The organism is Enterobacter vonholyi (genome assembly GCF_008364555.1).
Classification (GTDB): Bacteria; Pseudomonadota; Gammaproteobacteria; order Enterobacterales; family Enterobacteriaceae; genus Enterobacter; species Enterobacter vonholyi.
In genome coordinates this window covers 89026-115564 of sequence record NZ_VTUC01000007.1, presented here as the reverse complement: position 1 = coordinate 115564, position 26539 = coordinate 89026, and the positions used below count along the sequence as shown (strand labels likewise).

The 26539-nt window shown below is 58.5% G+C and carries 30 protein-coding genes; 9 read left to right on the top strand and 21 right to left on the bottom strand.

Annotated features, from left to right (window positions below; translation table 11 throughout):
- Positions 1-238: 238 nt before the first annotated feature.
- The gene (locus F0319_RS13475; protein ID WP_111963722.1) at positions 239-766 is read left to right on the top strand and encodes an NlpC/P60 family protein; all 528 of its coding nucleotides are present in this window, start codon (positions 239-241) and stop codon (positions 764-766) included.
- Between the two features lie 5 nt (positions 767-771).
- Here F0319_RS13475 and F0319_RS13470 read toward each other — a convergent pair whose 3' ends face one another.
- Together F0319_RS13470 and F0319_RS13465 are read right to left on the bottom strand one after the other, a co-directional pair.
- Positions 772-1566: an SDR family NAD(P)-dependent oxidoreductase gene (locus F0319_RS13470; RefSeq protein ID WP_111963723.1), complete on the bottom strand. Its 795-nt coding sequence runs from the start codon at positions 1564-1566 to the stop codon at positions 772-774.
- 32 nt (positions 1567-1598) lie between these two features.
- Positions 1599-2480 carry a LysR family transcriptional regulator gene (locus F0319_RS13465; protein ID WP_149367179.1) on the bottom strand — a complete coding sequence of 294 codons (882 nt, stop codon included), beginning with the start codon at positions 2478-2480 and terminating at the stop codon, positions 1599-1601.
- A 99-nt stretch (positions 2481-2579) separates the two neighbouring features.
- Here F0319_RS13465 and F0319_RS13460 point away from each other — a divergent pair, with 99 nt between their 5' ends.
- The 8 genes from F0319_RS13460 (at position 2580) to arnF (ending at position 10786) form a co-directional block, all read left to right on the top strand.
- Positions 2580-3083 carry a phenolic acid decarboxylase gene (locus tag F0319_RS13460; protein WP_008503103.1) on the top strand — a complete coding sequence of 168 codons (504 nt, stop codon included), beginning with the start codon at positions 2580-2582 and terminating at the stop codon, positions 3081-3083.
- Between the two features lie 327 nt (positions 3084-3410).
- On the top strand, positions 3411-4550 hold the full coding sequence (gene arnB, locus F0319_RS13455) for a UDP-4-amino-4-deoxy-L-arabinose aminotransferase (protein WP_149367178.1): 1140 nt from the start codon (positions 3411-3413) through the stop codon (positions 4548-4550).
- A 1-nt stretch (position 4551) separates the two neighbouring features.
- The gene (gene arnC, locus F0319_RS13450) at positions 4552-5535 is read left to right on the top strand and encodes an undecaprenyl-phosphate 4-deoxy-4-formamido-L-arabinose transferase (protein WP_149367193.1); all 984 of its coding nucleotides are present in this window, start codon (positions 4552-4554) and stop codon (positions 5533-5535) included.
- Positions 5532-7514 carry a bifunctional UDP-4-amino-4-deoxy-L-arabinose formyltransferase/UDP-glucuronic acid oxidase ArnA gene (gene arnA / locus F0319_RS13445; protein ID WP_149367177.1) on the top strand — a complete coding sequence of 661 codons (1983 nt, stop codon included), beginning with the start codon at positions 5532-5534 and terminating at the stop codon, positions 7512-7514. The genes arnC and arnA overlap by 4 nt, the downstream gene beginning before the upstream one ends.
- Positions 7511-8413, top strand: coding sequence for a 4-deoxy-4-formamido-L-arabinose-phosphoundecaprenol deformylase (gene arnD / locus F0319_RS13440; RefSeq protein ID WP_149367176.1), 903 nt, complete (start codon positions 7511-7513; stop codon positions 8411-8413). Before arnA ends, arnD begins: the two co-directional genes overlap by 4 nt.
- Positions 8410-10065 (top strand): lipid IV(A) 4-amino-4-deoxy-L-arabinosyltransferase, encoded by a 1656-nt coding sequence (gene arnT, locus F0319_RS13435; RefSeq protein ID WP_149367175.1) that lies wholly within the window; start codon positions 8410-8412, stop codon positions 10063-10065. Before arnD ends, arnT begins: the two co-directional genes overlap by 4 nt.
- Positions 10065-10400 carry a 4-amino-4-deoxy-L-arabinose-phosphoundecaprenol flippase subunit ArnE gene (gene arnE / locus F0319_RS13430; RefSeq protein WP_223582496.1) on the top strand — a complete coding sequence of 112 codons (336 nt, stop codon included), beginning with the start codon at positions 10065-10067 and terminating at the stop codon, positions 10398-10400. Before arnT ends, arnE begins: the two co-directional genes overlap by 1 nt.
- Complete coding sequence (gene arnF, locus F0319_RS13425; RefSeq protein ID WP_127732535.1) at positions 10397-10786, top strand: 4-amino-4-deoxy-L-arabinose-phosphoundecaprenol flippase subunit ArnF; 390 nt, start codon at positions 10397-10399, stop codon at positions 10784-10786. The genes arnE and arnF overlap by 4 nt, the downstream gene beginning before the upstream one ends.
- On the opposite strand, the gene acpT is transcribed toward arnF, so the two are convergent.
- The 19 genes from acpT to F0319_RS13330 all read right to left on the bottom strand — a co-directional run bounded on the left by acpT (position 10734) and on the right by F0319_RS13330 (position 26440).
- Entirely contained in the window at positions 10734-11351 is a 618-nt protein-coding gene (acpT, locus tag F0319_RS13420) for a 4'-phosphopantetheinyl transferase AcpT (RefSeq protein ID WP_149367173.1), read from the bottom strand. The two genes, arnF and acpT, sit on opposite strands and share 53 nt — an antisense overlap.
- 2 nt (positions 11352-11353) lie before the next feature.
- Complete coding sequence (locus tag F0319_RS13415) at positions 11354-12583, bottom strand: beta-ketoacyl-ACP synthase (RefSeq protein WP_149367172.1); 1230 nt, start codon at positions 12581-12583, stop codon at positions 11354-11356.
- On the bottom strand, positions 12580-13311 hold the full coding sequence (locus F0319_RS13410) for a 3-ketoacyl-ACP reductase FabG2 (RefSeq protein WP_149367171.1): 732 nt from the start codon (positions 13309-13311) through the stop codon (positions 12580-12582). Before F0319_RS13410 ends, F0319_RS13415 begins: the two co-directional genes overlap by 4 nt.
- Entirely contained in the window at positions 13308-13781 is a 474-nt protein-coding gene (locus tag F0319_RS13405) for a hotdog family protein (RefSeq protein WP_115876830.1), read from the bottom strand. Before F0319_RS13405 ends, F0319_RS13410 begins: the two co-directional genes overlap by 4 nt.
- Complete coding sequence (locus tag F0319_RS13400) at positions 13778-14947, bottom strand: beta-ketoacyl-[acyl-carrier-protein] synthase family protein (RefSeq protein WP_149367170.1); 1170 nt, start codon at positions 14945-14947, stop codon at positions 13778-13780. The genes F0319_RS13405 and F0319_RS13400 overlap by 4 nt, the downstream gene beginning before the upstream one ends.
- 1 nt (position 14948) lies before the next feature.
- Positions 14949-15527: a DUF3261 domain-containing protein gene (locus tag F0319_RS13395; protein ID WP_149367169.1), complete on the bottom strand. Its 579-nt coding sequence runs from the start codon at positions 15525-15527 to the stop codon at positions 14949-14951.
- A complete protein-coding gene (locus F0319_RS13390) occupies positions 15524-17848 on the bottom strand; it encodes an MMPL family transporter (protein WP_149367168.1) in 2325 nt (774 codons plus the stop codon). The genes F0319_RS13395 and F0319_RS13390 overlap by 4 nt, the downstream gene beginning before the upstream one ends.
- A complete protein-coding gene (locus F0319_RS13385) occupies positions 17817-18422 on the bottom strand; it encodes a LolA family protein (RefSeq protein WP_008503088.1) in 606 nt (201 codons plus the stop codon). Before F0319_RS13385 ends, F0319_RS13390 begins: the two co-directional genes overlap by 32 nt.
- The gene (locus tag F0319_RS13380; RefSeq protein ID WP_008503087.1) at positions 18419-18841 is read right to left on the bottom strand and encodes an acyl-CoA thioesterase; all 423 of its coding nucleotides are present in this window, start codon (positions 18839-18841) and stop codon (positions 18419-18421) included. Before F0319_RS13380 ends, F0319_RS13385 begins: the two co-directional genes overlap by 4 nt.
- Positions 18842-18844: 3 nt before the next feature.
- Positions 18845-20536 (bottom strand): glycosyltransferase family 2 protein, encoded by a 1692-nt coding sequence (locus F0319_RS13375; protein ID WP_149367167.1) that lies wholly within the window; start codon positions 20534-20536, stop codon positions 18845-18847.
- Positions 20527-20880, bottom strand: coding sequence for an ApeI family dehydratase (locus F0319_RS13370; RefSeq protein ID WP_149367166.1), 354 nt, complete (start codon positions 20878-20880; stop codon positions 20527-20529). Before F0319_RS13370 ends, F0319_RS13375 begins: the two co-directional genes overlap by 10 nt.
- Positions 20867-22228 (bottom strand): class I adenylate-forming enzyme family protein, encoded by a 1362-nt coding sequence (locus tag F0319_RS13365; RefSeq protein ID WP_149367165.1) that lies wholly within the window; start codon positions 22226-22228, stop codon positions 20867-20869. The genes F0319_RS13370 and F0319_RS13365 overlap by 14 nt, the downstream gene beginning before the upstream one ends.
- Entirely contained in the window at positions 22221-22808 is a 588-nt protein-coding gene (locus F0319_RS13360; protein ID WP_149367164.1) for a COG4648 family protein, read from the bottom strand. Before F0319_RS13360 ends, F0319_RS13365 begins: the two co-directional genes overlap by 8 nt.
- Positions 22809-22814: 6 nt before the next feature.
- Complete coding sequence (locus F0319_RS13355; protein ID WP_024908875.1) at positions 22815-23066, bottom strand: acyl carrier protein; 252 nt, start codon at positions 23064-23066, stop codon at positions 22815-22817.
- Between the two features lie 10 nt (positions 23067-23076).
- Entirely contained in the window at positions 23077-23334 is a 258-nt protein-coding gene (locus F0319_RS13350) for a phosphopantetheine-binding protein (protein WP_008503081.1), read from the bottom strand.
- The gene (locus F0319_RS13345) at positions 23315-24130 is read right to left on the bottom strand and encodes a lysophospholipid acyltransferase family protein (RefSeq protein WP_133295272.1); all 816 of its coding nucleotides are present in this window, start codon (positions 24128-24130) and stop codon (positions 23315-23317) included. Before F0319_RS13345 ends, F0319_RS13350 begins: the two co-directional genes overlap by 20 nt.
- Positions 24127-24849: a beta-ketoacyl synthase chain length factor gene (locus F0319_RS13340; protein ID WP_149367163.1), complete on the bottom strand. Its 723-nt coding sequence runs from the start codon at positions 24847-24849 to the stop codon at positions 24127-24129. The genes F0319_RS13345 and F0319_RS13340 overlap by 4 nt, the downstream gene beginning before the upstream one ends.
- 67 nt (positions 24850-24916) lie before the next feature.
- Positions 24917-25981, bottom strand: a complete 1065-nt coding sequence (locus tag F0319_RS13335) for a methyltransferase (protein WP_149367162.1) — start codon at positions 25979-25981, stop codon at positions 24917-24919.
- A 69-nt stretch (positions 25982-26050) separates the two neighbouring features.
- Positions 26051-26440, bottom strand: a complete 390-nt coding sequence (locus F0319_RS13330) for a lipoprotein (RefSeq protein WP_111963747.1) — start codon at positions 26438-26440, stop codon at positions 26051-26053.
- Positions 26441-26539 lie beyond the last annotated feature (99 nt).

The window sequence follows — 26539 nt, the reverse complement described above, 5'->3', positions numbered from 1 at the left end:
ATACGTCTTAGCTGAAATACACATTCTGCGGATCAGTTTACCTGCTTTAGCTGGACAGTCCTTATATCCCCACCATTTTTTTCTCGATCTTGCGATCTCAAAGTCAGTCTATTTTTGGCCTCGATAAGGATTGGCGAAAAAACGACCTGTCTATATTATCGCCACATCGCAAGATATTTAGGGGAACCCATTGAACCCCACAGGTAAGGAAAAATTCACTCACTACTTCTTTCTTGATATGACTCTTAGATCGCTTATTTCAATCCTCACGTTAAGTTTTGCTTCGTTTTCTGCGTTTAGCTTTCAACTTCCCGCGTCGATGGTATCGATGAACAGTGAGCTGGCAGTATCACCGGCGAAATCTGCGCTGGTGCATCAGGAAACAGGCCCGCTGCGTTCGCGTATTCTCGATCAATACCAGAAATGGAAAGGCACCCAGTACCGGTGGGGCGGAACCACGCATCGCGGGGTGGATTGTTCCGCGCTGATGCAGCATCTGTTCAGCGATGCGGCACACCTGAATTTACCCCGCACGACGCACGAGCAAATCCATCGCGGCGTGCAGGTGGCGCAATACCGCCTGAGGCCCGGAGACCTGGTATTCTTCCAGACGGGTCCGAACCGCAAGCACGTTGGTGTTTATATTGGCGACAGCCAGTTTATTCACGCCTCAAGCAGCCAGGGCGTAACGGTTTCAACCCTGACGGATGATTACTGGCAAGCACACTATATTACCGCTCGTCGGGTCGCAGGCAGCGCGGCCTGACAGCATCAGATGATGTCATCCACGACGCCACCGTCGACGCGCAGCGCCGCGCCCGAGGTGGCGGAGGCCTGGGTCGAACAGACATAAATCACCATATTGGCCACCTCTTCAACCGTGGCCGCGCGCTGGATAACCGAGCTGGGGCGGTTGGCCATCACAAACTCTTTCGCCAGCTGCTCCAGCGATTTGCCGGTTTTTTCGATTTCATCTTTCATCATCTCTGCGAAACCGTCAGACATCGTTGGCCCCGGCAAGACGCTGTTGACCGTCACGCCGCTTCCCGCCACGAACTTCGCCAGCCCGCGCGCCAGCGAGAGCTGCGCCGTTTTGGTCACGCCGTAGTGGATCATATCTGCCGGAATATTGCAGGCCGACTCGGAGGAGATAAACACCACGCGTCCCCAGCCTTTCTGCACCATGCCCGGCAGCAGGGCGCGGGACAGGCGTACGCCGGACATCACGTTGGTCTGCCAGTAACGCTCCCAGGTCTCATCGTCGGTGGCATAGAAATCCTGCGGACCGTAAATCCCGGCGTTGTTGACCAGAATATCGACGTTATTCGCCACCTTCAGCAGCGATTCTACCCCTTCCGCCGTACTGAGATCGGCAATCGCGGCGCGCACCTGTACGCCTGGCACTACCTGCTGCAGCTGCTGAATGCCTCTATTCACCGACTCCATGCTCCGGCCATTGACGATCACTTCCGCACCGCTTTCTGCCAGACCTCTGGCAATGGCGAATCCGATCCCGCCGGTTGAGGCGGTTACCAGCGCCACTTTCCCCGCAAAGTCGATTTTCATCATCTGCTCCTTATCGTTTTAACGTTCGGACCTTAAAGCGTAGCAGGTGAGGATGGTGGCTCCTGGCTAAAAAGGCGCAATAGCGTCTCAACCTGCTCATCAAGCGGGGCGAGAGAGCGCTTTACAATCAGGTGTAGCGGCGTTGCTCTGCGTGCGCCGTGGCTCAGCGGCAGGCGTTTCAGCACGCCCTGATCCAGCTGGGTCTGGATGCGCTCCTCCGGCAGCCAGCCGTAGCCGACCTGAGAGACCACGGCCTCTATGGCGGCATCGATGGTGGAAAATGTCCACGACTCACTGGCCGCGCGCGCGGCGGGCTGGCTGTCCGCAATCTGGATAAGCGGCCACGGGCGTAGCATGTCGTCGTTAAGAGGTGCGTCGAGGTCAAAGAGAGGATGCTGATGATGGGCCACGGCAACAAAGTCGATATTCATCAGCCATTCGCCGAGCCCGGTAATGTCCTGGCGGCGGGTTAAGACCATCACATCGGCTTCGTCGTTAATGGCATCGGCGCGGGTATTTTCCAGCACCTCGGTCAGACGGACCTGGGTCTGCGGATACTGCTGCTGGAACTCACGTAGAATAGCGAACAGGCGGCGGCGCGGGAAAATGGAGTCCACCACCAGATCCAGCCGTGTGCGCATTCCGTTGCGAAGGGTCGCTGCGCGCGTCTCAACGTACGAAAAGGCTTTCAGCAGCGGTTTAACCTGGTTGAGCAGCAGTTCTCCTGCCGGCGTTAACACCGCCCGTCGTCCTTCCGGCACCAGGAGCGCCACGCCCAGCCGCTCCTGCAGCAGCGACAGGTTATAGCTCACCGAAGACTGGCTGCGGTGCGTTTCTTCCGCGGCTTTGGCAAAGCTGCCCGCTTCGACCACTTTCGCCAGTAAAGACCATTGTTCAAGCGTCGTCTTATGCATGATTTATCTAAAATTTGGATGAATTTGATTAAAACATAGCGTTATTCATTCATTTTTTGAAGGGGTACGATCGTCTCATCAAAACAAAGGAGACATCTTATGAACACCTTCGACAAACACGACTTAAGCGGCTTTGTTGGTAAACATCTTGTATATACCTACGATAACGGCTGGAACTACGAGATTTACGTCAAAAATGAGACCACGCTTGATTACCGTATTCACAGCGGTCTGGTAGCCAACCGTTGGGTGAAAGATCAGCAGGCTTACATCGTGCGGGTAGGGGAGAGCATCTATAAAATTTCCTGGACCGAGCCAACCGGCACCGACGTCAGCCTGATTGTGAACCTGGGCGACAAACTGTTCCACGGCACCATCTTCTTCCCACGCTGGGTCATGAACAACCCGGAAAAAACCGTCTGCTTCCAGAACGACCATATTCCGCTGATGAATAGCTATCGCGATGCGGGCCCGGCGTATCCAACGGAAGTGATTGATGAGTTTGCCACGATCACCTTTGTGCGCGACTGCGGTGCAAATAATGAAAGCGTTATCGCCTGCGCGGCCAGTGAATTACCGAAAAACTTTCCAGATAACCTGTAATAAGCGCGACAATTAACTAAAAAGAAAAGTTCCCGGCTATTTCATATTATTTTGAAATGGCCGGGATTTTTTTTTGTTTGTTGATGTATGGTTTAAATCATCCCATTTCAAAATGTTGCGGAAGATCACATCAAAAATATTTAATATTAAATTAACTTGTTGTTTTTCAATTGGCTGCTAGTTGTCTTATAGCGTTGTAAACGCTGTCTTAATTTTTCCCTAAGGAAAGAGAGATACTTTGATATAAGTTTATGGTTCGTTGAAATAAACGGGCCAGCATTTGGTTAATATCAAAAACGTGCCATTTTGATTGCAAGGAAATTAATAATGAGTGATTTTCTGCCTTTTTCGCGACCGTCGATGGGCGCTGAGGAAATTGCGGCGCTTCAGGACGTTTTGATGTCGGGCTGGATCACCACTGGGCCTAAGAATCAGGAACTCGAAGAGGCATTCTGTCAGCTTACCGGGAATCAACACGCGATTGCCGTCTGTTCAGCCACCGCAGGAATGCACGTCACGCTGATGGCGCTGGATATTGGCCCGGGCGATGAAGTTATTACTCCTTCCCAGACCTGGGTGTCCACGCTGAATATGATCGTATTGCTGGGCGCCACGCCGGTCATGATTGATGTGGATAAAGAAACATTAATGGTGACGCCAGAAGCCGTGGAAGCCGCTATTACTTCGCGTACCAAAGCCATTATTCCCGTTCACTATGCCGGCGCGCCGTGTGAAATCGACGCCATTCATGACATCGGTGAACGTCACGGTATTCCGGTGATTGAAGATGCGGCCCATGCCGCCGGAACGTATTACAAGAATTGTCACGTTGGCTGGAAGGGAACGGCAATTTTCTCCTTCCATGCCATTAAAAACATGACCTGCGCGGAAGGCGGCTTAGTCGTCACGGATAATGCCCAGCTGGCACAGCGGATCCGCAGTCTGAAATTCCATGGCCTCGGCGTAGACGCCTATGATCGTCAGACGCACGGCCGCGCGCCGCAGGCGGAAGTGATCGCACCGGGCTATAAATACAACCTGGCGGACATCAACGCCGCGCTGGCGCTGGTGCAGTTAGGCAAACTGAAAGAGGCCAACAGGCGCCGCCAGGAAATCGCTGAACGCTACCTGCGGGAGCTTGCCGATACGCCGTTCCAGCCGCTCACCATCCCGTCATGGCCGCACGTGCACGCCTGGCACCTGTTTATTATTCGCGTCGATGAAGCGCGCTGCGGGATCTCACGCGACAACCTGATGGCGGCGCTGAAAGAGAAAGGCATCGGTACCGGTCTCCACTTCCGCGCGGCGCACACCCAAAAATACTACCGCGAGCGTTTTCCTGATGTATCGCTCCCGAATTCTGAATGGAATAGCGCGCGTATTTGTTCTCTCCCTCTTTTCCCGGACATGACTCATGACGATACAACCCGCGTCATTACCGCACTCCATCAGCTTGCAGGACATTGATATGTTCAGTGCACCGCCCGTACAAAAAGTTTCCGTGGTAATCCCGGTTTACAACGAGCAGGAGAGCCTGCCCGAACTGATTCGTCGTACAACGGCCGCCTGCGACACGATGGGCAAGGCCTACGAAATTCTGCTGGTGGATGATGGCAGTAGCGACAATTCCGCGCTGATGCTGACCGAAGCCGCACAGGCTGAAGGCAGCCACATTGTGGCCGTGCTGCTCAACCGCAACTACGGCCAGCACTCGGCAATTATGGCGGGGTTTAGCCACGTCACGGGCGATCTAATCATCACCCTGGACGCGGACCTGCAAAACCCGCCGGAAGAGATCCCGCGCCTGGTTGCCAAAGCCGACGAAGGCTATGACGTGGTCGGGACGGTACGTCAGAACCGCCAGGACAGCCTGTTCCGTAAGCTCGCCTCGCGTACCATCAACCGTCTGATCCAGCGCACGACCGGTAAAGCGATGGGCGATTACGGCTGCATGCTGCGCGCCTACCGCCGCCATATTGTCGACGCCATGCTGCATTGCCATGAGCGCAGCACCTTCATTCCGATTCTGGCGAATACCTTTGCCCGTAAGGCAACGGAAATCCCGGTCCTGCACGCCGAGCGCGAGCACGGGGAATCGAAGTACAGCTTTATGCGTCTCATCAACCTGATGTACGACCTCATCACCTGCCTGACCACCACGCCGCTGCGTCTGCTGAGCGTTTTCGGCAGCATCATCGCCGTTGCCGGTTTTGGGCTGTCCGTTCTGCTGGTGGTACTGCGACTGGTCTTTGGTCCGCAGTGGGCGGCGGAAGGGGTCTTCATGCTCTTTGCCGTGCTGTTTATGTTCATCGGCGCCCAGTTTGTCGGGATGGGTCTCCTCGGTGAATACATTGGCCGTATCTATAACGATGTTCGCGCGCGTCCGCGCTACTTTATTCAACGTGTTGTCCGTCAGGAAAACAAAGCATCTCAAGAGGAAATTCACCCATGAAAGCTGTTGTATTTGCCTATCACGATATGGGGTGCACGGGCACGCTGGCCCTGCTGGAAGCGGGCTATGACATTGCGGCAATCTTTACCCATCCGGACACGGCCGGAGAGAACAACTTTTTCGGCTCCGTGGCGCGTATCGCCGCCGAGCGCGGGATCCCGGTTTATGCGCCGGACGACGTCAACCACCCGCTGTGGGTGGAGCGCATTCGCGCCCTCGCGCCTGACGTCATCTTCTCGTTCTACTATCGCAACCTGATCTGCGACGAGATCTTAGGCCTGGCCGCAAAAGGCGCCTTTAATCTTCATGGTTCTCTGCTGCCCGCCTACCGTGGCCGCGCCCCGCTGAACTGGGTGCTGGTGAACGGTGAAACGGAAACGGGCGTCACGCTGCACCGCATGGTACGCCGTGCGGATGCGGGCGCTATCGTGGCACAGCAGAAGGTCGCTATTGATGCGGACGAGACCGCGCTGCAGCTGCATCAAAAGCTGAACGTGACGGCACAGACGCTGCTGCGTGATGCGCTGCCGGGTATCCTTAACGGTAACTTCAGCGAAACCGCACAGGACGAGAGCAAGGCAAGCTGCTTTGGCCGCCGCGCGCCGGAAGATGGTCGTCTGGACTGGAACAAACCGGCACGCCAGCTGCACAACCTGGTGCGCGCCGTAACCGATCCGTGGCCGGGCGCCTACAGCTTTGCGGGCGTAAGCAAATTCATCGTCTGGAAATCCCGCGTGCGTGACGACATCCCGGCCGCTAAACCGGGCACCGTCGTCTCCGTCTCCCCGCTGATTGTGAGCTGCGGCGAGCAGGCGCTGGAGATCGTCACCGGACAAACCGACAACGGCCTGTACGTTCAGGGCACCCAACTGGCGCAGTCTCTGGGCCTGGTGGCCGGGGCGCTGATCACCAGCGCGCCGGTTGTTGCCATCAAACGCCGCACCCGCGTGCTGATCCTCGGCGTGAACGGCTTTATCGGTAACCACCTGACCGAACGTCTGCTCAAGGACGATAACTACGAAATCTACGGCCTGGATATTGGCGCGGATGCAATCAGCCGTTTCCTCGACAACCCGCGCTTCCACTTCGTGGAAGGGGACATCAGCATCCATTCCGAGTGGATTGAATACCATATTAAAAAATGCGACGTGGTGCTGCCGCTGGTCGCCATTGCCACCCCGATTGAGTACACCCGTAACCCGCTGCGCGTGTTCGAACTGGACTTCGAAGAGAACCTGAAGATCATCCGCGACTGCGTGAAATACGACAAGCGCATCATCTTCCCGTCCACCTCTGAAGTGTACGGCATGTGTACCGATAAGAACTTCGATGAAGACACCTCTAACCTGGTGGTCGGGCCGATCAACAAACAGCGCTGGATTTACTCCGTCTCCAAACAGCTGCTGGACCGCGTGATTTGGGCCTACGGTGAGAAAGAGGGCCTGCGCTTTACCCTGTTCCGTCCGTTCAACTGGATGGGGCCACGTCTGGATAACCTGAACGCGGCGCGTATCGGTAGCTCCCGTGCGATCACCCAGCTGATCCTGAACCTGGTGGAAGGCTCGCCAATCAAGCTTATCGAAGGCGGGAAACAGAAACGCTGCTTTACGGATATCAGCGACGGTATCGAAGCGCTGTTCCGCATCATCGAAAACAAAGATAACCGCTGCAACGGTGAAATCATTAACATCGGTAACCCGGACAACGAAGCGAGCATTCGCGAGCTGGCCGAGATGCTGCTGGCCAGCTTTGAGCGCCATCCGCTGCGCGATAAATTCCCGCCGTTTGCCGGTTTCCGCGAAGTGGAAAGCAGCAGCTACTATGGTAAGGGCTACCAGGACGTTGAGCACCGTAAGCCAAGCATTCGCAACGCGAAGCGCTGCCTGAACTGGACGCCGACGGTGAAGATGGAGCAGACCATTGATGAAACGCTCGATTTCTTCCTGCGCACCGTGGAGCTGTCGGAACAGGTCTCATGAAAAAAGTCGGTTTACGCATTGATGTCGACACCTTCAGGGGAACGCGTGACGGAGTACCCAAACTGCTGGAACTGCTGAGCAAGCACGGCGTGCGCTCCAGCATTTTCTTCAGCGTGGGGCCTGACAACATGGGGCGCCATTTATGGCGTCTGATTAAACCGGCATTTCTGTTCAAAATGCTGCGCTCGCGCGCAGCATCCCTCTACGGCTGGGATATTTTGCTGGCAGGCACCGCCTGGCCCGGCAGACGCATCGGCGCGGGTAATGAAGCGGTTATCCGTGAGGCGGCGCAGCATCATGAGGTGGGGCTGCACGCCTGGGATCACCATGCCTGGCAAGCCTGGGCGGGCGTTTGGGATATCCCGCGCCTGTCCCGTGAGGTCGAGCGTGGGATGCTGGAGCTGGAGGCCATTATCGCCCAGCCCGTGCGCTGCTCCGCCGTGGCGGGATGGCGTGCGGATCAGCGCGTAGTGAAGGCCAAAGAAGCCTTCGCGTTTCGCTACAATAGCGATTGCCGCGGAACCGGGCCATTTTTGCCGCTGTTAGGCGAAAATCGCTACGGAACGGTGCAAATTCCGGTTACGCTTCCCACCTGGGATGAAGTGGTCGGGCGCGAGGTGAAAGCGAATGAGTTCAATCGCTACATCCTGGACCGCATTCATCGTGACGCCGGTACGCCGGTGTATACCATCCATGCCGAAGTGGAAGGGATTGCGTATCAGCATGATTTCGACAAACTGCTGACCATGGCCGCTCAGGAGGGAATTGAATTCTGCCCGTTGAGCGAGCTGCTGCCAGACGACCTTAGTACCCTGCCCGCAGGCAAAGTTGTCCGTAATGAAATGGCTGGCCGGGAAGGCTGGCTTGGCTATCAACAAACCGTGAGTCCGGCCCCATGAAAACAGCCCGTTATGGCTTAGCGCTTCTCGCACTGTTTATCGTTTACTACCTCATTCCGGTCGATATCCGCCTGCTCTGGCAGCCTGATGAAACGCGCTATGCGGAAATCAGCCGCGAAATGCTGGCCTCCGGAGACTGGGTAGTCCCGCATTTTCTGGGGCTGCGTTACTTTGAAAAGCCGATTGCCGGCTACTGGATCAACAGCATCGGACAGATGCTGTTCGGGCACACGAACCTCGCCGTGCGCGCCGGGTCTATCTTCTCTACCGGCTTAGCCGCGCTGCTGGTCATCTGGATGGCCTGGCGTCTCTGGCGGGATAAGCGGACCGCCATTTTCTCCGGGCTGATCTTCCTGACCCTGTTCCTGGTGTATGGCATCGGCACGTATGCGGTACTGGATCCTATCATCACCCTGTGGCTGGTGGCGGCGATGTGCAGCTTCTGGCTCGCATCACAGGCCCAAACCGTTGCCGGAAAAGCGGGCGGCTATGTGCTGCTTGGGCTGGCCTGCGGGATGGGGGTGATGACCAAAGGCTTCCTGGCGCTGGCGGTACCGGTGATTGGCGTGCTGCCGTGGGCGATCGCCCAGAAGCGCTGGAAAGAGGTGCTGATTTTTGGCTGGCTCGCGATCCTGAGCTGCGTGCTGATTGTTCTGCCATGGGGGCTGGCCATTGCGCAGCGCGAGCCTGACTTCTGGCGTTACTTCTTCTGGGTGGAACATATTCAGCGTTTTGCCCAGAGCGACGCGCAGCATAAAGCCCCGTTCTGGTACTACATACCGTTCCTGATTGCGGGCAGCCTGCCGTGGCTGGCGCTGCTGCCCGGCGCGTTTCGTCTCGGCTGGAATGACAGACAAAACGCGGGCGGTGGGTTCTATCTGCTGGGTTGGGTGGTGATGCCGCTGCTGTTCTTCAGCATCGCCAAAGGCAAGCTGCCGACCTATATCCTGCCCTGCTTTGCCCCTCTTGCTATCCTGATGGCGCGCTATGCCTGCCTCGCGGCGGAGAAAGGCGCCAGAGCGTTACGCATTAACGGCGGAATTAACCTGGCGTTTGGCGTTATCGGCGTGGTGGCCGCGCTGGTGGTCTCGCCGTGGGGGCTTTCTAAGCATCCGGTCTGGACCTCGGTCGAACTGTATAAAGTGTTCTGCGCGGTGGTCGCGTTCCTCATCTGGGCCGCGGTAGGCTGGTTTACGTTCCGGCAGAGCCAGCAGCGATGGTGGCTGGCGGCTCTGTGTCCAGCAGGCCTGGCGCTGCTGATTGGTTTTGCTATTCCTAACCTGGTGGTGGATTCCAAACAGCCGCAGTCGCTGGTCGATACCGTGCGCGAGCCGCTGCAGGAGAGCCGATTCGTACTCGCCAATAACGTAGGCGTGGCCGCGGGCCTGGCGTGGGAGCTGAAGCGCAATGACATCACGCTGTTTGGTCAGAGCGGCGAACTGCGCTACGGGCTGGATTATCCCGATGTGAAAGATCGTTTTGTCAGTGAAGACGACTTCGCGCAGTGGCTGGTAACGCATCGTCAGCAGGGGCGCGTGTCGCTGGTCATGCTGCTCTCAAAACGCGACGATATTTCACGGGCGAATTTACCGCAGCCGGACAATCTCTATATCCAGGGGCGTCTGGCCTTGCTGGAGTACCTGCCAAAGTGATGACCTGGATCTGGCTGATACTGGCAAGCCTGCTCAGCTGCGCGGGTCAGCTGTGTCAGAAACAGGCTACCCGTCCGGCGAAAGCCGGGCGGCGCGGGACGCACATCGCGCTGTGGCTTGGTCTGGCACTGCTGGCGCTGGGCAGCGGGATGCTGGTCTGGCTGGTGGTGCTGCAACGCCTGCCTGTCGGCATCGCGTACCCTATGCTGAGCCTCAATTTTGTCTGGGTGACGCTCGCGGCCAGGATATTCTGGCGTGAAAACGTCGCGTCGCATCACTGGCTGGGGGTGGGGTTCATCATCATGGGGATTGTTATCCTGGGAGGGAGCCTGTGAAAGGGACTTTCTGGGCCTTATGCAGCGTGCTGTTAGTCAGCGCGGCGCAGCTGTTGCTGCGCGAGGCCATGCAGGCACTGCCGCCGGTCAGCGATGTTCTGGCGCTTATTTCCGCGCTGTGGCACTTCTCATCCGGCACGGGGGCGCTGCTGCTGGGGTTGATGGGGTATGTGGCCTCCATGGGCTGCTGGTATCTGGCGCTGCATCGTATGGCGCTCAGCAAAGCGTATGCCTTGCTGAGTCTTAGCTACATCCTGGTGTGGGCCGCGGCGATCCTGCTGCCCGGCTGGGGAGAACGCTTCTCCTGGCACGGGTTGGTGGGGGTCGGGTTTATTATTCTGGGTGTGTTAGTGATTTTTCTGCCCCGAACGTCCCGACGTGAATAATCGATTCGTGGGTCAGGGTGTAAGGGGTCGATGTACAGACGGCAAGGCTCAGCGAACCGACCTGTAGCTGGCTGACCGCGTGCGTCTGCGCCGTGCTGTCGATGCTGACAATCTGCCAGGCGCTGCCGCCGCGCTGCTTTATGATCGCCTCTTTTCGCGTCCAGATGCGCCAGAAGGCGGCAAGCCGTTCCTCTGGCGCTTCGCGCTCAAGCTCATCATGCTCCGTCATGCTGAAGACCGCATTCGCCAGCGCCTGCCAGTTTTTCCTGGGGCGAATCACTTCGATATCACAGCCGACTTCGCCTTCATCGCTCATCAGCAGGGCGATATCGTCACCGCTGTGGCTCAGGTTAAACCACAGCGGATGACCCTCCGCAAAGGCCGGTTTCCCCTGCTCGCCGTAAATAATGTCGGGGAGTGGGTGAGGGGATAACGTTCTCGCGAGCAGCGTCCTCCCGGCCAGCCAGGAGGCTTGTTGGGCACCCTGAGGCGCCCTGTCTGCGAGCGTTGACGCCAGCGGGTCCGCGCAAAGGGTGGAGATTTTTCCCAGTACAAACTGGTACATAGTTACGCCCAGCGTTTAATGATAATCGAGGTATTGATGCCGCCAAACGCGAAGTTATTGCTCTGCAAATACTCGCAGTCAATCTGACGGGCTTCTCCCATAATATAATCTAAAGCACCGCATTGCTCATCCGGCTGCGTTAAATTGAGCGTCGGGGCAAACCAGCCTTCACGCATCATCTGCAGGCTCATCCACGCTTCCAGCGCGCCACAGGCCCCAAGCGTATGGCCAAAATAGCTCTTCAGCGAGGAAACCGGCACGTTATCACCGTAGATAGCGGCAGTGGCCTGGCTTTCGGCGATATCGCCGCGATCGGTGGCGGTACCGTGCGCGGAAATATACCCTATATCCCGGGCGCTTAATCCCGCCATGGCCAGCGACTGCTCCATGCAAATCTGCATGGTGTCACGCTGAGGCTGGGTGATATGGGCCGCGTCACAGTTGGTGGCAAAGCCCACGATCTCGCCATAGATTGTGGCCCCGCGCGCTCTGGCGTGCTCCAGCTCTTCCAGAATCAGGGTGCCAGCGCCTTCCCCAATGACCAGACCATCGCGCTGCGTATCGAACGGTGAAGGGGTGGTTTTGGGTTCGTCGTTACGCTGGCTGGTGGCAAACAGCGTGTCAAACACCGCTGCTTCAGACGGACACAGCTCCTCAGCGCCACCCGCGACCATCACGGTCTGATACCCGTGGCGAATCGCCTCCCAGGCATAGCCAATCGCCTGGCTGCCGGAGGTACACGCGCTCGACGTCGGGATCACGCGGCCGCGCAATCCAAAGAACAGGCCGGTATTCACCGCGGTCGTGTGCGGCATCATCTGGACGTAGGTTGTCCCGGTGATGTTATTGGTGTGCTTTTCGGTAAGCATGGTGGCGAATTCGCTGACCGGGCCGGTGCTGCCTGTCGAAGAACCGTAGGCGATACCCGTTTGACCATTGGTGAGCACCGCTTCGCCAATCAGCCCCGCCTGCTCCAGCGCCAGCTCGGTGGCGCGGGTCGACATCAGCGACACCCGGCCCATGGCGCGAATACGCTTGCGGGTATAGTGTTCCGGCAGCGTGAAATCATCGATCGGCGCGCCGAGCAGGGTATGCAGGCCATCATAGATCTGCCATTCCGGCATTTTACGCACCGCGTTTTCATACGCCAGCAGCCTGCTGGACACGGATTGCCAGTTTTCGCCAAAGGCGGTCACGCCGCCCATGCCCGTAATCACCACGCGACGCGTCATAGCATTCCTCCGTTAATGGAAATGACCTGGCGGGTAACGTAGCCCGCGATATCCGACATCAGATAGCTTGCCAGCCCGGCGACTTCTTCAGCCTGGCCCATACGTTTCATTGGAATGATGGACATCGCTTCCTTCAGCGCGGCTTCTTCCATCTCAATCATGCCGGTATCAATCAGCCCCGGTGCAATGCAGTTCACGGTGATTTTGCGTTTTGCCAGCTCAATCGCCAGCGCTTTGGTGGCGCCGATAATGCCCGCTTTTGCCGCGCTGTAGTTCACCTGCCCGCGGTTACCCATCACGCCGGACACGGACGATAAGGTGATAATGCGTCCTCCTTTACGGGTGCCAATCATCGGCATAATGCAGGGGTGAATGACGTTATAAAAACTGTCGAGATTGGTGTGGATCACGCTGTCCCAGTCGTCTTCGCTCAGCGCCGGAAAGGCGCCGTCGCGGGTAATTCCGGCGTTGCTGACAACGCCATACCATGCGCCATGGGTTTCAATCTCCTGCTCCAGCACCTCGCGGCACTGTTCGCGGTTGCCCACATCAAAGGCGAGTAGACGACCGTTCCCACCCACCTGCGTGATGGCGTCCAGCGTCTCCTGCGCGCCTGCGGCATCACGATGGTAATGCACGCCTACGGTAAACCCGTCGGCGGCAAGCCGGCGGGCAATGGCGCGCCCTATGCCTTTGCTGGCCCCTGTGACCAGTACGGAACGACTCATGCGTTAGATCCCTGATTAAATAGCGATGTTAATTCTTCTGCGCTCGGCTGGAAGGTATTGACCCGGCCCGTGGCCAGCGTCTCTTCATTAGCGGAAATTGCGCATTCAAAACTGCCGAAGCGTTCGTCCTGCATCAGCAGCTTAACGGTAATGTCCAGCGTCAGGCCTGCGGCGAAATGCCCGCTGGCGCAGACCAGCTCGCGCGCGCCGAGCACCATGCCCAGCGCGATATGTTCCTGCCCCTGCTGCTGACGATGCCAGCCTGACCAGACGCCAACGGTCTGCGCCATTAGCTCAAGCGCGTACCAGCCCGGCAGGTCGCCATCGGCATTGAGAAACGGCGCCAGCACGCTTTGCCCGTTGACTGCCACGCGGCAGACCGCCATCTCGTCCGTAACTTTCTCTACGGACCCCAGCAGCATCATCGGCGCCTCGTGCGGCAGATAGGCTTCGGGTGATAAGTAGCTCATGAGGCTCTCCCCAGCAGAATGCTGGCGTTGTTGCCGCCAAACGCGAACGAGTTAGACAGAATAACCGGCTTTTTCAGCGCGATGTGCCGGTGCAGCAGGCCGCACGGCGCCAGCGTGTCGTCGGGCGCGTAGCGGGCGAAGTCCTGCGGCGGCAACGGTAGATCGCGCGAAAGAATCAGCCAGCTCAGGGCCGCTTCGGTAATACCGGCAGCGCCCAGCGTATGGCCGGTAAGGTGTTTGGTTGAGCTGCACGGCACGCTTTCCCCGAAGAGATCGTGTACCACCTGCGATTCAATCTGATCGTTAAGCGGCGTGGCCGTGCCGTGCAGGTTGATGTAGCCGATATCCTCCGGCTGCATGCCCGCTTCGTTAAGCGCCTGAGTAATCGCCCTTATCGCCCCTTCACCCTGCGGATGCGGGGCGGAAATATGGTACGCATCGCTGGATTCACCCGTCCCGAGCAGCGCCACGTCGGCGGGCTCGCGGCTCAATACCATCAGCGCGGCGGCTTCTCCGATGGTGATCCCCTTGCGGTCGCGACCAAACGGTTCGCAGAGCGTAGGGGAGAAGGATTCAAGGCTGTTAAAGCCGTTGACGGGCATCCGGCTCAGGGTATCTGCTCCGCCGACGATGGCGATGTCAACCAGCCCGGCTTCGATCAGACGTTTGCCGCCGATCATCGCCCGCGCGCTGGAAGAGCAGGCTGTTGAAATCGTATAGGCCGGGCCTTCGAGCTGAAGCCAGTTGGCGAGGAAGCGGGACGGATCGCCAAGCTCCTGCTGCGGGTACTGCCAGCGCGTGCTCGCTTCGCCATGGGTCATGCGCTGTACGTGCTCATCGCCTTCATCCAGCCCGGAGGTACTGGTTCCCAGCACCACGGCCACACGGTCACGACCGACGCGGGCGATAGCCTCGTCGACGGCTGGCTGAATCTGCGCCAGCGCGGCCAGCAGCAGCTGGTTATTGCGGGTGCGGTGTGCGGAGAAGGTGTCCGGGATGGGCGGCAATTCGCCTTCAACGCCGCCCAGAACGGCTTCGGGTGAGTCCTGCAACCAGCCGGTCCGGGCGTGCATACCCGGCGCCACGCCTGCCACCAGGTTCGCGGCAATCATATCAGGCGAGTTGCCCAGCGCGTTGACCATGCCAACAGCGGAAATATAAATCATCTCAGTCACCCAGATATTGAATGGTGATGTGGTATTTGAATATGTGTTGCTCGATGCTGATCGGCTCGCGCTTGCCTTTACGCTGCAGGTAGACAATCTCCGTCACCAGCTTGCCGCTGGCGTTACGCAGCTCGCGTCGATCGCCATTGTCCGTTAGCGTCCAGCCCTTCGGCAACTGCGGCTGCCAGGCGCTAATCGGCCAGTGGCTTAGCATCACGTCCGCCAGCACCTGGCTTGCGGGCGGCAGCTGCGGCACAACGATCGACTGTTCGGTATGAATACCGGTCTCATCGTACGTCGCCAGGAACAGACGGATCCCCACGGAAGAGAGCCCGGCCAGCGTCACCTTATGCGCATCCGCGTTGAGCATCACCAGCAGGGACTGCGTTTGTCCGTTAAAGCTGCCGGTCAGCAGCTGCTGGGAGCTTACTGCCGGGCTAATGCCGGGCGGCGGGAGCGTCACTCTGGTTCCCGGCTGGAGCCAGGCCTGAGGCCGTGTCTCTTTGGTATCGGTCGAATGGCTGCAGCCCGCCAGCAGCAGCGCTGCGGTTAGCGCGACGGCGCGGTAAAAAGCGTTCATTTACGTTTTCTCTCTTTCTTATCCGGCATCGCCAGCGGCGCCAGCAGGAAGGCGGTAAAAATACCGCTCACCAGCACGATACCAAAGCTGCTGATGGCCTGGGTGGCGCTGAAGACGAGCATGCCCAGCGTCAGCAGCGTGGTCATCATGGCCAGCGTAATCGCCAGCATTGAGGTGAGCGGCGTACCGCGCGGATTGCTGAAAAACAGCGTGTAGTTAATGCCAATGCCGAGCACCAGTACCAGCGCCAGAAGTGAAAACAGATTCACCGGGTGGCCCGTTGCGGCCAGGACCGACAGCCCGCAGGTCAGCGACAGCAGGGACGGCACCAGGCTTATCAGCCCTTTACGCCAGCCGAGGCGCAGCATCGCCCCGCAGGCAATCACCGCCAGCGCCGCAAACAGTAGCCCCGTCAGCAGCGTGCGATAGAGGGCAAACAGGCTGTCAAAGCTGGCTTTGCGATCGACCCAGACGACGCCGTCATGGCGCGCGGCTAGCTCACCGAGGTAAGCGCTGTTTTTCGCACCGTCCACCGGCACGAGCACGCCGCTTTCCCCATCGGGCAGGGTCAGCCAGAGCAGACGCCAGCCTTCGCTCGCCGGGCTTTTAAGCCACGCGTCCACGCTGACCGGCATGGCGTCGAGATTCGGGGAGACGGCGTTGAGCCCGGCGCTTTTCAGCACGTTCGTTACCGCAGGTGCGGCGTTCTGTAGAAGCGTAAGATCGCTTTTCTGGCGGGCCAGCGAGTTCAGCGGCAGGGTGCGCCAGCGGACAATCTCTCCCGCTTTTTGCGCCTCCGCCAGCGCCGGGGTAAAGGCTTCCAGCCGCTCCAGCGTTTGCTGAGGCGAGGCGCCGTGAACCACAAACCATTTCTGATCGACGCTCTGTCCGGTCAGGGCGGTAATGGCCTTCTCCTGCGCCAGAATATTTTTCGGCAGCGCCTGCAGCTGGGCGATGTCGTCGTCCACCCTCAGCGTACTCATCCCCACGGCGGAGAGCAGCGCCAGCGCGACGGGCAAACCAACGGACAATTTTTTACTGCGCCGCCAGGCGGCCAGCCAGCGCAGCATCAGGACCATAAATGGAACCGGGCGCACCGGTAACCCACGGCACAGCCACGGATGCCAGAAAATCACCGTCAGGCAGGAGGCGCTCAGCCCCACGGCGGCGAACACCGCCATCTGGCGGATCCCGGGGAAGGGGGCCAGCATCATAATCAGGTAGGCGGCGACCGTCGTCAGCAGCGCCATCAGCAGCGCATTGCGAACTTTGTCCAGGCTTTGCCAGGGGGAAAGCTCCGCGCCGTGCACCATCCGTTCGGTCAGGTAGTAGAGCGTGTAGTCGGCTGAAATACCGATGATGCTCATGCTCATTACCAGCGTCATCAGATGCAGCTCGCCAAAGAGCAGCAGCGTCACCACCGTGCCCGCCAGCGCGCCGATGGCAATCGAGAGCACGCTCAGCAGCAGCGGACGCAAAGAGCGGAACACCGCCACGATGAGCAGGAACACGCCAAGCAGGGTGGCGATGCCCAGCGTTGAGACGTCGCGTTTGGCCTGCTGGCTGGCGTAATCGCTGTAAAACACGGTTCCGCGGGAAAGCAGCTGCGCCTGCGGGTAACGGGCTTTGAGCGTCTCCTGCAGCGCGTTAAGCGTCGTCACGAGCCGGTGGGTCTGCTGCATATCAAACGACGAGCCCGCCAGTTCACCGTGAAGCAGATACCAGTAGTTTCCCGCCTCATCTTTTGTGACCAGCCAGCCGTCCATCAGCCGCAGCTTCTGGCCGTTTTGCGCCAGAGCGAGCTGTGAGCCGCGCATCAGCATCAGGGGATCGTTTTGCAGCTCTTTGCCGCTGACGCCGGAAAAGGCCGAATAAAGCTGAGATAAAATCCACTGCGCCTGCGCTTCTCCGCCGTTTTGCAGGCGGGCGCGGGTGGCGGGGTCGATCAGGCCATTTCGGTGCTGCCAGAAGAACTCTCCCCAGGCCTTTTGCCCTGCGGCGTCCATCGGGCCTTTGACCTCGCTAAGCGAATCAGTGCTTTGCAGCAGCGCCAGCCACTGCTGCGCCACGAGCGGATCGGGCTCTTTGCCGGGGCTGACCAGCCAGACCAGCTGGCGGTCGAGACGCTGCATAAACCCGTCGTTGAGCGCCGGCGGGATCGCCCCCAGCGTCTGTTTCGGCAGCATGGCCAGCACGCTGCTGTTCAGACGCGCGCCGGGCAGCATCGACATCAGCACGCCCAGCAGAATCAGGCATAGCGTGGCCCACAGCAGCGCCGGGCCCAGGGATTTACGGTGCGGCAAAGCGTTGGCGTTCGTCATCGGTCAGGCTGGCGGGCGTCAGTTGGTGGCGTGAAAGGGCGATATCGGTACGGTCGCCCTGTTTGTCGTTGAGGCGAATCGTCTCCAGATAGGTCGCTCCGCCCAGATCGAGGGTGGCGAAAATCTTGTCCAGCGGCGTCGTTTTTGGCGTAAGCACCAGCGACCAGCGGCCCGCCCCCAGGTCTTTAAAATCGATGCGGAAGTTCTCTTCCAGCACCTTGCGGTCGGCCTGGAACAGGGCGCGCAGAAGATGATTGAACTGGAACATCTGCGGATTATTGTCGGCAGTGATGGTCTGCGGCGGCTGGCCGTTGATTGCCTGAACCATCCGCTTGTCGTCCAGCAGCAGCGTCATCGGAAAAGGCGCTTTTTGATCCCACAGCAGGCCGCTGTCGCGGGCGATCAGCATTTCGCCCTGCGAGCGCAGCGGCTGCGGCATATCTTTTATGGTGCGAACCTGTTCGAAGTGCGCGCGCACCACGGGCTGCTCGGTGAAGCGCTGCTGCAGCTCATCCAGCGTCACGGCGCTGACCAGCGGGCTGACGATCAGCGCCAGCAAAGGCAACCATTTCATGGCGTTACTCCCATACGTTCAAACAGTATTGCCGGGCTCACAAAGCACATTTCGCGGGTGGCTTCTTCCACCGCCACCTGGATGGTGTAACCGGTGGTCGTGCGTTTGCCGGTCTGCGCATCGAAAATTTGATAGGCAATGCGCAGGCGATTTTCATACTCTTCAATGTGCGCGCGGACGCGAATACGCTGCTCAAAGGTCACCGCATCGCGGTATTTCACCCGCGTGTCGACGACGGGCCAGACGTAGCCGGAGGCCTTCATCTGGCGATAGCCATAGTCAAACTGATTGAGCAGCGCCTCGCGGGCGATCTCAAAGTAGCGGAAATAGTTACCGTGCCAGACCACGCCCATCATATCGACGTCGTGGAACGGAACGGTGATCTCGACTTCAGTCGTAAAGCGGGGATCGGTCAGCACCCTTTACTCCTTTTCACTGGACTCTGGCAGATGCCAGAAATCGAAAAAATTAAACCAGTCGAGCGGCGACATGAGGGCGTAATGCTCCAGCCGCTGCGCGTAGCGATCGACGGTATCCTGCAGCGCCTGCTGGCGTTCACCGCGCGGCAGGCGCAGCGGATCTGCAAACGGTTCACAGTGCAGGACGAGCTTACCCTGCTGGCGCAGGGCAAAAATCAGCACCACCGGGCAGCGCAGGATGGAGGCCAGGATAAATGGCCCCTGTGGGAACGGCGCTGGCTGGCCCATAAACGTACTCCAGATCACCCGCCACTCGCCGCCACGCTGCGGATTCACCGCGATGCGATCGCCCACAATCGCGACCCATTCTCCCCGCTCAAGCTTCTCTTTGATGGCAATCGCGGTGTCCGGGCCGATGTCGGTGACCGACATCAAATTCACGCTGGCCTCGGGCGCCATTTCGCTCATGATCTGCTTAAAGCGCTGGGCGTTCTCGCTGAAGACCAGGGCGGTGATAATTTTGCTGCCGTCCAGCTGGGCCAGAGCCCGGCAGGCTTCTACGTCGCCAAGATGCGAGGCCAGCAGCAGCTTGCCCTGCGGCGCCGCGATATTAAGCGTTTCGCTCGCACCGGCGGCAAAGACCACGTCGCGATCAAACTTCAGCTCGCCGCGCCAGCCGGCGACCTTATCCAGCATCGCGTTGCCGAAGCGCATAAAATGGAAAAAGCTGTTGAGCCGTGAGGGAACGGGCATGTTCCGCTTATGCAGTTCTTGCTTGACCCTTCCAATCCACTGCCGCGAGGCCTGCCGTGCGGGACGTGCGATAAGCCAGTACACGCCGATCACCGGCCACAGCAGCACGGTAAAGGCCCGCCGACCCAGCAGTTTCCAGACGCGCAGCATCAGGCGCATCCCCCACAGACCCTTGACCTCGTCCTGCTGCGCCCAGTGCTGGCGGCGTCGACGGAAAAGCAGGCCGGGCATGCGGGGCAGCATGCCGAAGAAGAGTCGGGTATGCATCAGGGAGATCCGCACGTTATCTTTTAACGCATCGAAGTGGGACAAGCCGTCCTGTGGGTAAGTGACGCGGGTGGGCAAAAAGACGCTGGTGTTGCCCTGCCAGTAAAGACGGACCATCACTTCGGTGTCAAAGTCCATCCGTTTACCGAGCGTTTCACGCGCTGCCAGCCGCAGCGTGGGCGAGACCGGGTAGACCCGAAAGCCGCACATGCTGTCTTTAAGCTGCAGGGATAAGGTCTCAATCCAGACCCAGACGTGTGTTATCCAGCGCCCGTAGAGTCGCGAGCGCGGAATGGAATCATCGTAAATGGGCTGGCCGGAAATCAGCGCGTCCGGGTGGCGCTCCGCCAGCGCCAGCAGTTTGGGGATATCTTCGATGGCGTGTTGGCCGTCCGCGTCCACCTGCACGGCGTGGGTATAGCCCGCGCGCGCGCACTCTTCCAGCCCCCTGATGACCGCGGCACCTTTTCCGGCGTTTTGCGCCAGACGGACCAGCGTCATCTGCGGGTGCTCAGCCGCCAGGCGCTCAAGCTCCTGACGGGTGACTGCGTCGCTGCCGTCATCCACCACCAGGCACGGCAGGCCGAACGGCGCGAGACGTGAGAGCACGCTGGCGATCATGGCGCCGTGGTTGTAGCACGGGATCAGCACGCAGGGGCGGAAGGTTACTGACATAGCCGAATTTTCCCGCTGCTGGCGGTATGGCGCTCAGCCCCTGCGTGACGCTGGTAGCTGAAGGTCAGCATCTGACGTTCAGCATGCCACTCAAGCATCAGCGTCACCGTGGTTTCCGGCAGCAGAGGTGCCTGGAACTTCACGTTTTGAATGCTGTGAAAGCGGTAGCCCGGTGCCAGTAACGTCGTGGCGTAGTGCATCACCCAGTCAAGCTGCGCAACGCCGGGCAGCAGCGGCTGTACGGCAAAATGGCCCTGAAACCAGAACAGCGCCGAGTCGAGATGCAAAACGATCTCCAGCTTCTCCGGCTGTGTCTGGTGGCGCTCAATTTCATGAATTTTCATGAAATAACTCCTCTAACTGCGCATAGACACGCTTGTTCATACTGTTTACCGGCATTTCATCGACAATACGCCAGTAGCGTGGAACGGCGACCGGCTCAAGCCACGGCAGCAGGGCGCGACGCCAGGCAAACTCCTGCGCTTTTTTATCCTGCATATACCCGCGCTGGCGAACCGCTTCGTCCAGAACCAGCAGGGCGCCAATCCCCTGACGGCCCCCGCGCGTGACCGGCAGGGCCGCCGCTTCGCAAATGCCGTCGAGCTCCAGCAGGCGACGTTCGATCTCGTTAAGCGAGATGCGCTTTTCTTCAATTTTGACCACCCGCCCGCGACGCCCGGCGATGCTGAAAAGCCCCTCGCTGTCGAAGTGGAGGATATCGTCCAGCTGGAGTCCTTCAGCCTCGTGGATCAGTGGCGACGTGACGCGACAGGCGTCATCTTCCTGATGGAAGATAACGCCGGGGAACGCGAGCCACGGCACGTTATCCTGCTGGCGATGGCGCCAGGCGAGGATCCCGGTTTCGGTGCTGCCATAAATTTCATCCGGGCAGATGTTAAGCCAGCCCGCGGTGGTGGCGACGTCACACCAGGGCAGCATTCCGCCTGCTGAAATCAGCATTCTGACGGGCGGCGCAGGCAGCTCCGTATCCAGGCGCTTCAGGAACGCCGGGCTGCTGATGAACAGGTAATGCCTGTCATGAGGAAGGGCGGCCAGCTGCTCTGCATAGTAGAGCATCGCAGCATGCAGCGGCAGGCCCAGCGCCATCGGCAAGACGATACGGAAGGTCAGGCCGTACAGATGTTGCGGTACGACCGAGGCGACAACGCTACAGCCAGTCAGACGCTCGCCGAAGCGGTCAGCCAGCAGACGGGCTTCGCGATCCAGACTGACGATGTGCTTAATCACCCGACGCGGCGTCCCCGTGGAGCCGGAGGTGAACAGTTCAACAAAGCGGCTTTCGTCAATGTCCGGCAGGGGCGTCCAGTGGCGAGCAGTCTGATGGCTGGAGGCCACCACAATCAGCTTGCCATGGAAATCGAGAGTCCTGTCGCTCAGGACGCCGCTAAACAACGACTGCTGTTCTTCAAGCTGCGAGACGCGGCTATGGCCGGGAATGACTGGCGTTTTACCGGCATGCAGCGAGGCCAGCAGCGCAACGATAAACAGATAGCTGTTTTCAAAGCACAGCGCCCAGCGCTCGCCTTCCTGCTGACGCAGGATGTCAACCAGCAAGGTCACGTCGTGGCGCAGCTGGCCCAGCGTCCAGGTACGATCGTCAAGCCAGGCAACGGGCATGTCGTCAGGGCGCGGGGCGTTTAACCACTGGCCCAGCGGAAGGGGGTTAGTCATTGTGCATCTCTTTTTTTATCACCCGCTGGCGGACCAGCCACTCGGTCACCATCAGCGTTCCCATCAGGATATAAGCCACCATACCGTTCCACAGCGTCCACAGATGCAGGTCGCCGTGGAGAACGGTGAACAGCGCCATTGCGCCGTTTCCGATGAAAAAGCCGCACCAGACGAGGGTCACCCTGCGGGTATAGCGCACGCCCTCCGGGGGCAAATCCGGCTCGCGCAAGCGCGCCAGCCGTTCGACCAGCGGCATCGCGGTCCACAGCGAACCGCCAAACACGGCCAGCATCACAAGGTTGACGACCACCGGGTAGAACAGCAGCCACTGGTGGGTTTTCAGCAGGTAGCTTGCCGCGCAGAGCGCAATGCCCGCGAGCGCCACGCACTGCACCACATACCGCATCGGGCCAGCGTTCCGCCGCGCCTGGCGCAGCCGCAGCAGCAATACCAGCGCCATCACCGGCAACAGCCACTGCAGGCTGTTGTGCGTCAGCCCAAATCCAATCAGAAAAGGCCACGCCAGCAGCATCAGCCCCGTCAGCAGTGGGATGACCGGGAACGTCCGTCCACCACGCACGACGTCTTACTCTTCGCGCAGAAGCTGTTCGACGGCGTCTACCACATCCTGAACGGTACGAACCGATTTGAAGGTTTCCGGCTTGATTTTCTTACCGGTTTTCTTCTGCAGGTGAACGATCATGTCCACCGCGTCAATGCTGTCCAGCTCCAGGTCTTCATAAAGACGGGCTTCGGGCGTAATGTCCTGCGGGTCGATTTCAAAGAGCTTGGTCAGAAGGCCGCAGACTTCCTGATAAATGGTTTCTTGTTCAGTCATCGTTCACATCTCAGGCGCGTTGAGCGTTGATAAAGGACGCCAGCGTGGCGACGGAAAAGAAGTGCTGGCGCATCTCTTCGCTTTCGGCAGAAAGCACCACGCCATACTGGTTTTTTACCGCCAGACCCAGTTCCAGCGCGTCAATGGAGTCCAGACCCAGCCCATCGCCAAACAGCGCGGCATCGGTATCAATATCCTCTGCGGTAAGCTCGTCCAGATTCAGCGTGGTGATAATGAGATTCTTAATTTCAAGATAAAGCGCTTGCATCATTAATTCCTGACAAAGATTGAAGGCCTGATGTTAATCGATGCTCCAGATGCCGGTTTAACTGCCTTGCCGCCAGCGCCGGTTCTTGTTCATTTGCATCGTAAAATTCGTCGATGTTCACGCGGTCGCGGACATCCACGGTGAAAACAGGTTTTTCTGGCGGTACATCATACCAGTGACTTTTTTTATCCAGCAGATGTTCGCTACAGTGGATCAGCACCACCCGCAGATCGCTGTTACAGCGCACGGCGATATTAGCCGCGCCGCGCTGGAGGGAGATAGCCTCGCCAAACCGGGTTCGCGTGCCTTCCGGGAAGATCAAAAGCGTGTCGCCCTGAGCCAGACGCTGCTGGCTGGCCGCGAGCAGGGGCTCGGCTTCGCTGTTAATCAGGTAATCCGCCGCGCGGATGACGCCGCTGACAAAGGGATTACGCAGCAGCGCGCTCTTCACCAGACAGTCGGTTTCTGGCATCACCGACGCCAGGATCACGTAGTCAATTAACGTGGGGTGGTTAGCTACCACCAGACAACCCCGATCGCTGCGCAGCGCGTCAAGATTGTGAATGCGATAGTCCAGTACCCCGAGGCCGCGCGCAACGGTCAGGAAGAAACGGAAGCTGGCCGCAATGCTGCGACGCGCCAGACGTCGACGGTTGGCGCGGTCGCGCTGGACGATCAGCAGCAGGTTGAACCAGACCAGCGACAGCAGCAGTCCGCCCACGCCAAACAGCGCGAAGCAGAATCCGGTCATCACCAGACGCCATAACCAGTTGATACGGGCAGCCAGGTGGTTCATGCGCGCGTCCATTGCCACAGCAAACGTTCGCCGGGCACTACAAACTGACGTTCCTCGCTGAGATAGCGCTGCAGGAACATCAGGCTTTGCGGCAGGGCGGGTTCTTCACCCGTGCTGCCGCTGTGGGTTTCACACTGCAATTCCTGGCCGGATTCAATGACCAGCGCCAGCGCGTAGGGCCAGGTGGGCATCTGCTGCGGTAACGCCGGATGGTAAAATTCCGGCAGCGCGCCGTCAAAATCGACCAGCAAGACGCGGGAGTAGCCGGCATGCAGCAGGCTCAGGACTTCACATAAAGCCTGCTGGAAGGTGTCCAGCCCGGCAGAAATGGATGACGAGACGATGGGCTGGCGTGCGGTAATCGTGAGATTGCCCACCGCCGAGTTGTGCACGGACATGGCGAAGTCGGTGGGCGATACGGACTGGCCGGTTGCCAGAGCATGCAGAATACGGTAGTTACGCTCCAGCTCGCCGTGGCGGCTGGAATAGACGACGGCATCAATGGCGTGGTTTTGCAGCATGGCAAGACCAATATCCACTGCCAGCTTACTGCCTGAATTGAGGCGGCGCGCGGTCATCATAGGTAAAGCGGTCAACCGGGGAAGCGGGGCAGCTGGATCGACGGCCAGCTGCAGGCGAGACCACGCCTGCCACTCTGTGGCATCGCTGAGTCCTGGCGCTCTGGCCTGCCAGTCGATAATGTTCAGTGAAAATTTCATCTACGCGCGTCCGCGAAAAAAACCGTATTCAAAAGGCAGACTGGGCCACCCGGGCAGCTAAGCTGCTCTATTGTTCACGTTTGGTGCATATCAGCAGGGTATGACCGACCCCAAGATTGTCCAGCCGCTGTTCAACGTTGAAACCTGCGCTCTCCAGGTAGCGATAAAACTTTTCTACGCTGTAAAACCGGCTATTGCCATTCGCCATACAGGTGAAATAGAGCGAGGTGGCATTCAGGCTGAAAGAGGCTGCTTCAAATTTCTGAGCATCCCAGAAAAGCTCCATAATGCACAAACGTGCGCCTGGCTTCATGGCCTGTGCGACGCGCGTCAGCATGGCGACAATCTGATCCGGAGAGAAACAATCCAGGAACTGGCTCATCCACCAGACGTCGGCGTCACCCGGCAATCTTGCTGGGCTAAGCATATCGACAGCATGGAATGCAATACGATGAGAAAAACCTGCTTTTGCGATGTTTTCCTGCGCCAGCGCTATCTGCTGCGGCAGATCGAGGATCGTCACGGCAACATTTTCGTCATAGCGGCAGCAGCGTAACGACCATTTACCCGTATTTCCGCCCACATCGTACAATTTTGTCGGCGAGCTTGCGAATATATATGGCAAAGCAGCGTCAAAAGCGGCGTCAGAATAGTAATGATCAAAGGCGAACCAGCTATCCTTCGCCGGAGCAGGTAATTGGGATAAAGCCGGGTAGATGGTTGGCCAGTTGCCAAACACGGCTAATCCGGCAGGTTTTTCTTCCTGCAGGGCGTCCGCCAGGTGAAATAGCCCCTGGTAACAAACGTCCTGGGTGAAATCCATATTTACGCGGGTCATTTCGTCGTGCAGTAAAAAATGGCCCACTTTCGCCAGGAAATAACGTCCTTGCTGTTGGGTTACGATTCGACCGCTTAATCCCATATCCAGCAGTACGCTGACACCATAGCTACCTAGCGTGCTGTGTTCTGTTATTTCCTCAAGGCTGGCACCTTCTTTCCCTTGTTTATCGAGCCAGGCGAGAACGCCTGAGTTACGCAGACAAAGCGCAGTCTGGAATAACATCGGGGCAAAAGCGATGCGTTGCGCTTCGGTAATGGCATCCAGTGCGCTGAGTGTGTCCTTTTCGTACATTACTACGTAACCTTTGAGGATAATAAAGAGAGGTTATCGGGCCATACGCGGCCCGACTTTAGAAAAATATTACAGCGTGGCGCCTGCGGAGAGGTTCAGCTGAATATCGTGGTCGAGGTTATTCACCCAGCGGTTATAATTTTTGTGAATTTTACCGTCTGCCGCTTTCAGATTAAGGCTGTTTTCATAGTTGATTGAATAGCTTGTTGCCGTATACGGAATACTCACCTGGACCGAGTGATCGCGCGACTGCAGACGCCCCTTAATCATTCCCGGGCCCGCTTCCGTCATGATCCAGTCACGTTTTTGGCCTGCTTTCAAAATTGCCGTTTTTACCTGATCGGCAGTATGACCCGCGCTTACAATAGAGTGAACCTGAGCGATTGGGGCGGTACGCGCACAGCCTGCCAGTGCGCCAACGAATACGGCAGCAGCACACCATTTAACGATCTTTTTCATCAACAACTCCATATCAATATTAACAATTAAAGGTAGTGGTTTTACAAATAATATTCATCCGGCTATCCGTTGGCGCCAGGCGTATTTTTAATCAATATT

Bases quoted from the DNA above. Each gene is read 5' to 3' on its own strand.
- F0319_RS13370 (WP_149367166.1), bottom strand. From the start codon at position 20,880: ATGAAAATTCATGAAATTGAGCGCCACCAGACACAGCCGGAGAAGCTG.
- F0319_RS13335 (WP_149367162.1), bottom strand. From the start codon at position 25,981: ATGTACGAAAAGGACACACTCAGCGCACTGGATGCCATTACCGAAGCG.
- arnE (WP_223582496.1), top strand. From the start codon at position 10,065: ATGACCTGGATCTGGCTGATACTGGCAAGCCTGCTCAGCTGCGCGGGT.
- arnA (WP_149367177.1), top strand. From the start codon at position 5,532: ATGAAAGCTGTTGTATTTGCCTATCACGATATGGGGTGCACGGGCACG.
- F0319_RS13465 (WP_149367179.1), bottom strand. From the start codon at position 2,480: ATGCATAAGACGACGCTTGAACAATGGTCTTTACTGGCGAAAGTGGTC.
- F0319_RS13460 (WP_008503103.1), top strand. From the start codon at position 2,580: ATGAACACCTTCGACAAACACGACTTAAGCGGCTTTGTTGGTAAACAT.
- F0319_RS13400 (WP_149367170.1), bottom strand. From the start codon at position 14,947: ATGATTTATATTTCCGCTGTTGGCATGGTCAACGCGCTGGGCAACTCG.
- arnT (WP_149367175.1), top strand. From the start codon at position 8,410: ATGAAAACAGCCCGTTATGGCTTAGCGCTTCTCGCACTGTTTATCGTT.
- F0319_RS13395 (WP_149367169.1), bottom strand. From the start codon at position 15,527: ATGAACGCTTTTTACCGCGCCGTCGCGCTAACCGCAGCGCTGCTGCTG.
- F0319_RS13365 (WP_149367165.1), bottom strand. From the start codon at position 22,228: ATGACTAACCCCCTTCCGCTGGGCCAGTGGTTAAACGCCCCGCGCCCT.
- acpT (WP_149367173.1), bottom strand. From the start codon at position 11,351: ATGTACCAGTTTGTACTGGGAAAAATCTCCACCCTTTGCGCGGACCCG.
- F0319_RS13375 (WP_149367167.1), bottom strand. From the start codon at position 20,536: ATGTCAGTAACCTTCCGCCCCTGCGTGCTGATCCCGTGCTACAACCAC.
- F0319_RS13345 (WP_133295272.1), bottom strand. From the start codon at position 24,130: ATGAACCACCTGGCTGCCCGTATCAACTGGTTATGGCGTCTGGTGATG.
- F0319_RS13385 (WP_008503088.1), bottom strand. From the start codon at position 18,422: ATGAAATGGTTGCCTTTGCTGGCGCTGATCGTCAGCCCGCTGGTCAGC.
- F0319_RS13410 (WP_149367171.1), bottom strand. From the start codon at position 13,311: ATGAGTCGTTCCGTACTGGTCACAGGGGCCAGCAAAGGCATAGGGCGC.
- F0319_RS13415 (WP_149367172.1), bottom strand. From the start codon at position 12,583: ATGACGCGTCGCGTGGTGATTACGGGCATGGGCGGCGTGACCGCCTTT.
- F0319_RS13330 (WP_111963747.1), bottom strand. From the start codon at position 26,440: ATGAAAAAGATCGTTAAATGGTGTGCTGCTGCCGTATTCGTTGGCGCA.
- F0319_RS13350 (WP_008503081.1), bottom strand. From the start codon at position 23,334: ATGCAAGCGCTTTATCTTGAAATTAAGAATCTCATTATCACCACGCTG.
- F0319_RS13405 (WP_115876830.1), bottom strand. From the start codon at position 13,781: ATGAGCTACTTATCACCCGAAGCCTATCTGCCGCACGAGGCGCCGATG.
- F0319_RS13355 (WP_024908875.1), bottom strand. From the start codon at position 23,066: ATGACTGAACAAGAAACCATTTATCAGGAAGTCTGCGGCCTTCTGACC.
- F0319_RS13390 (WP_149367168.1), bottom strand. From the start codon at position 17,848: ATGACGAACGCCAACGCTTTGCCGCACCGTAAATCCCTGGGCCCGGCG.
- arnD (WP_149367176.1), top strand. From the start codon at position 7,511: ATGAAAAAAGTCGGTTTACGCATTGATGTCGACACCTTCAGGGGAACG.
- F0319_RS13340 (WP_149367163.1), bottom strand. From the start codon at position 24,849: ATGAAATTTTCACTGAACATTATCGACTGGCAGGCCAGAGCGCCAGGA.
- F0319_RS13475 (WP_111963722.1), top strand. From the start codon at position 239: ATGACTCTTAGATCGCTTATTTCAATCCTCACGTTAAGTTTTGCTTCG.
- F0319_RS13470 (WP_111963723.1), bottom strand. From the start codon at position 1,566: ATGAAAATCGACTTTGCGGGGAAAGTGGCGCTGGTAACCGCCTCAACC.
- arnC (WP_149367193.1), top strand. From the start codon at position 4,552: ATGTTCAGTGCACCGCCCGTACAAAAAGTTTCCGTGGTAATCCCGGTT.
- arnB (WP_149367178.1), top strand. From the start codon at position 3,411: ATGAGTGATTTTCTGCCTTTTTCGCGACCGTCGATGGGCGCTGAGGAA.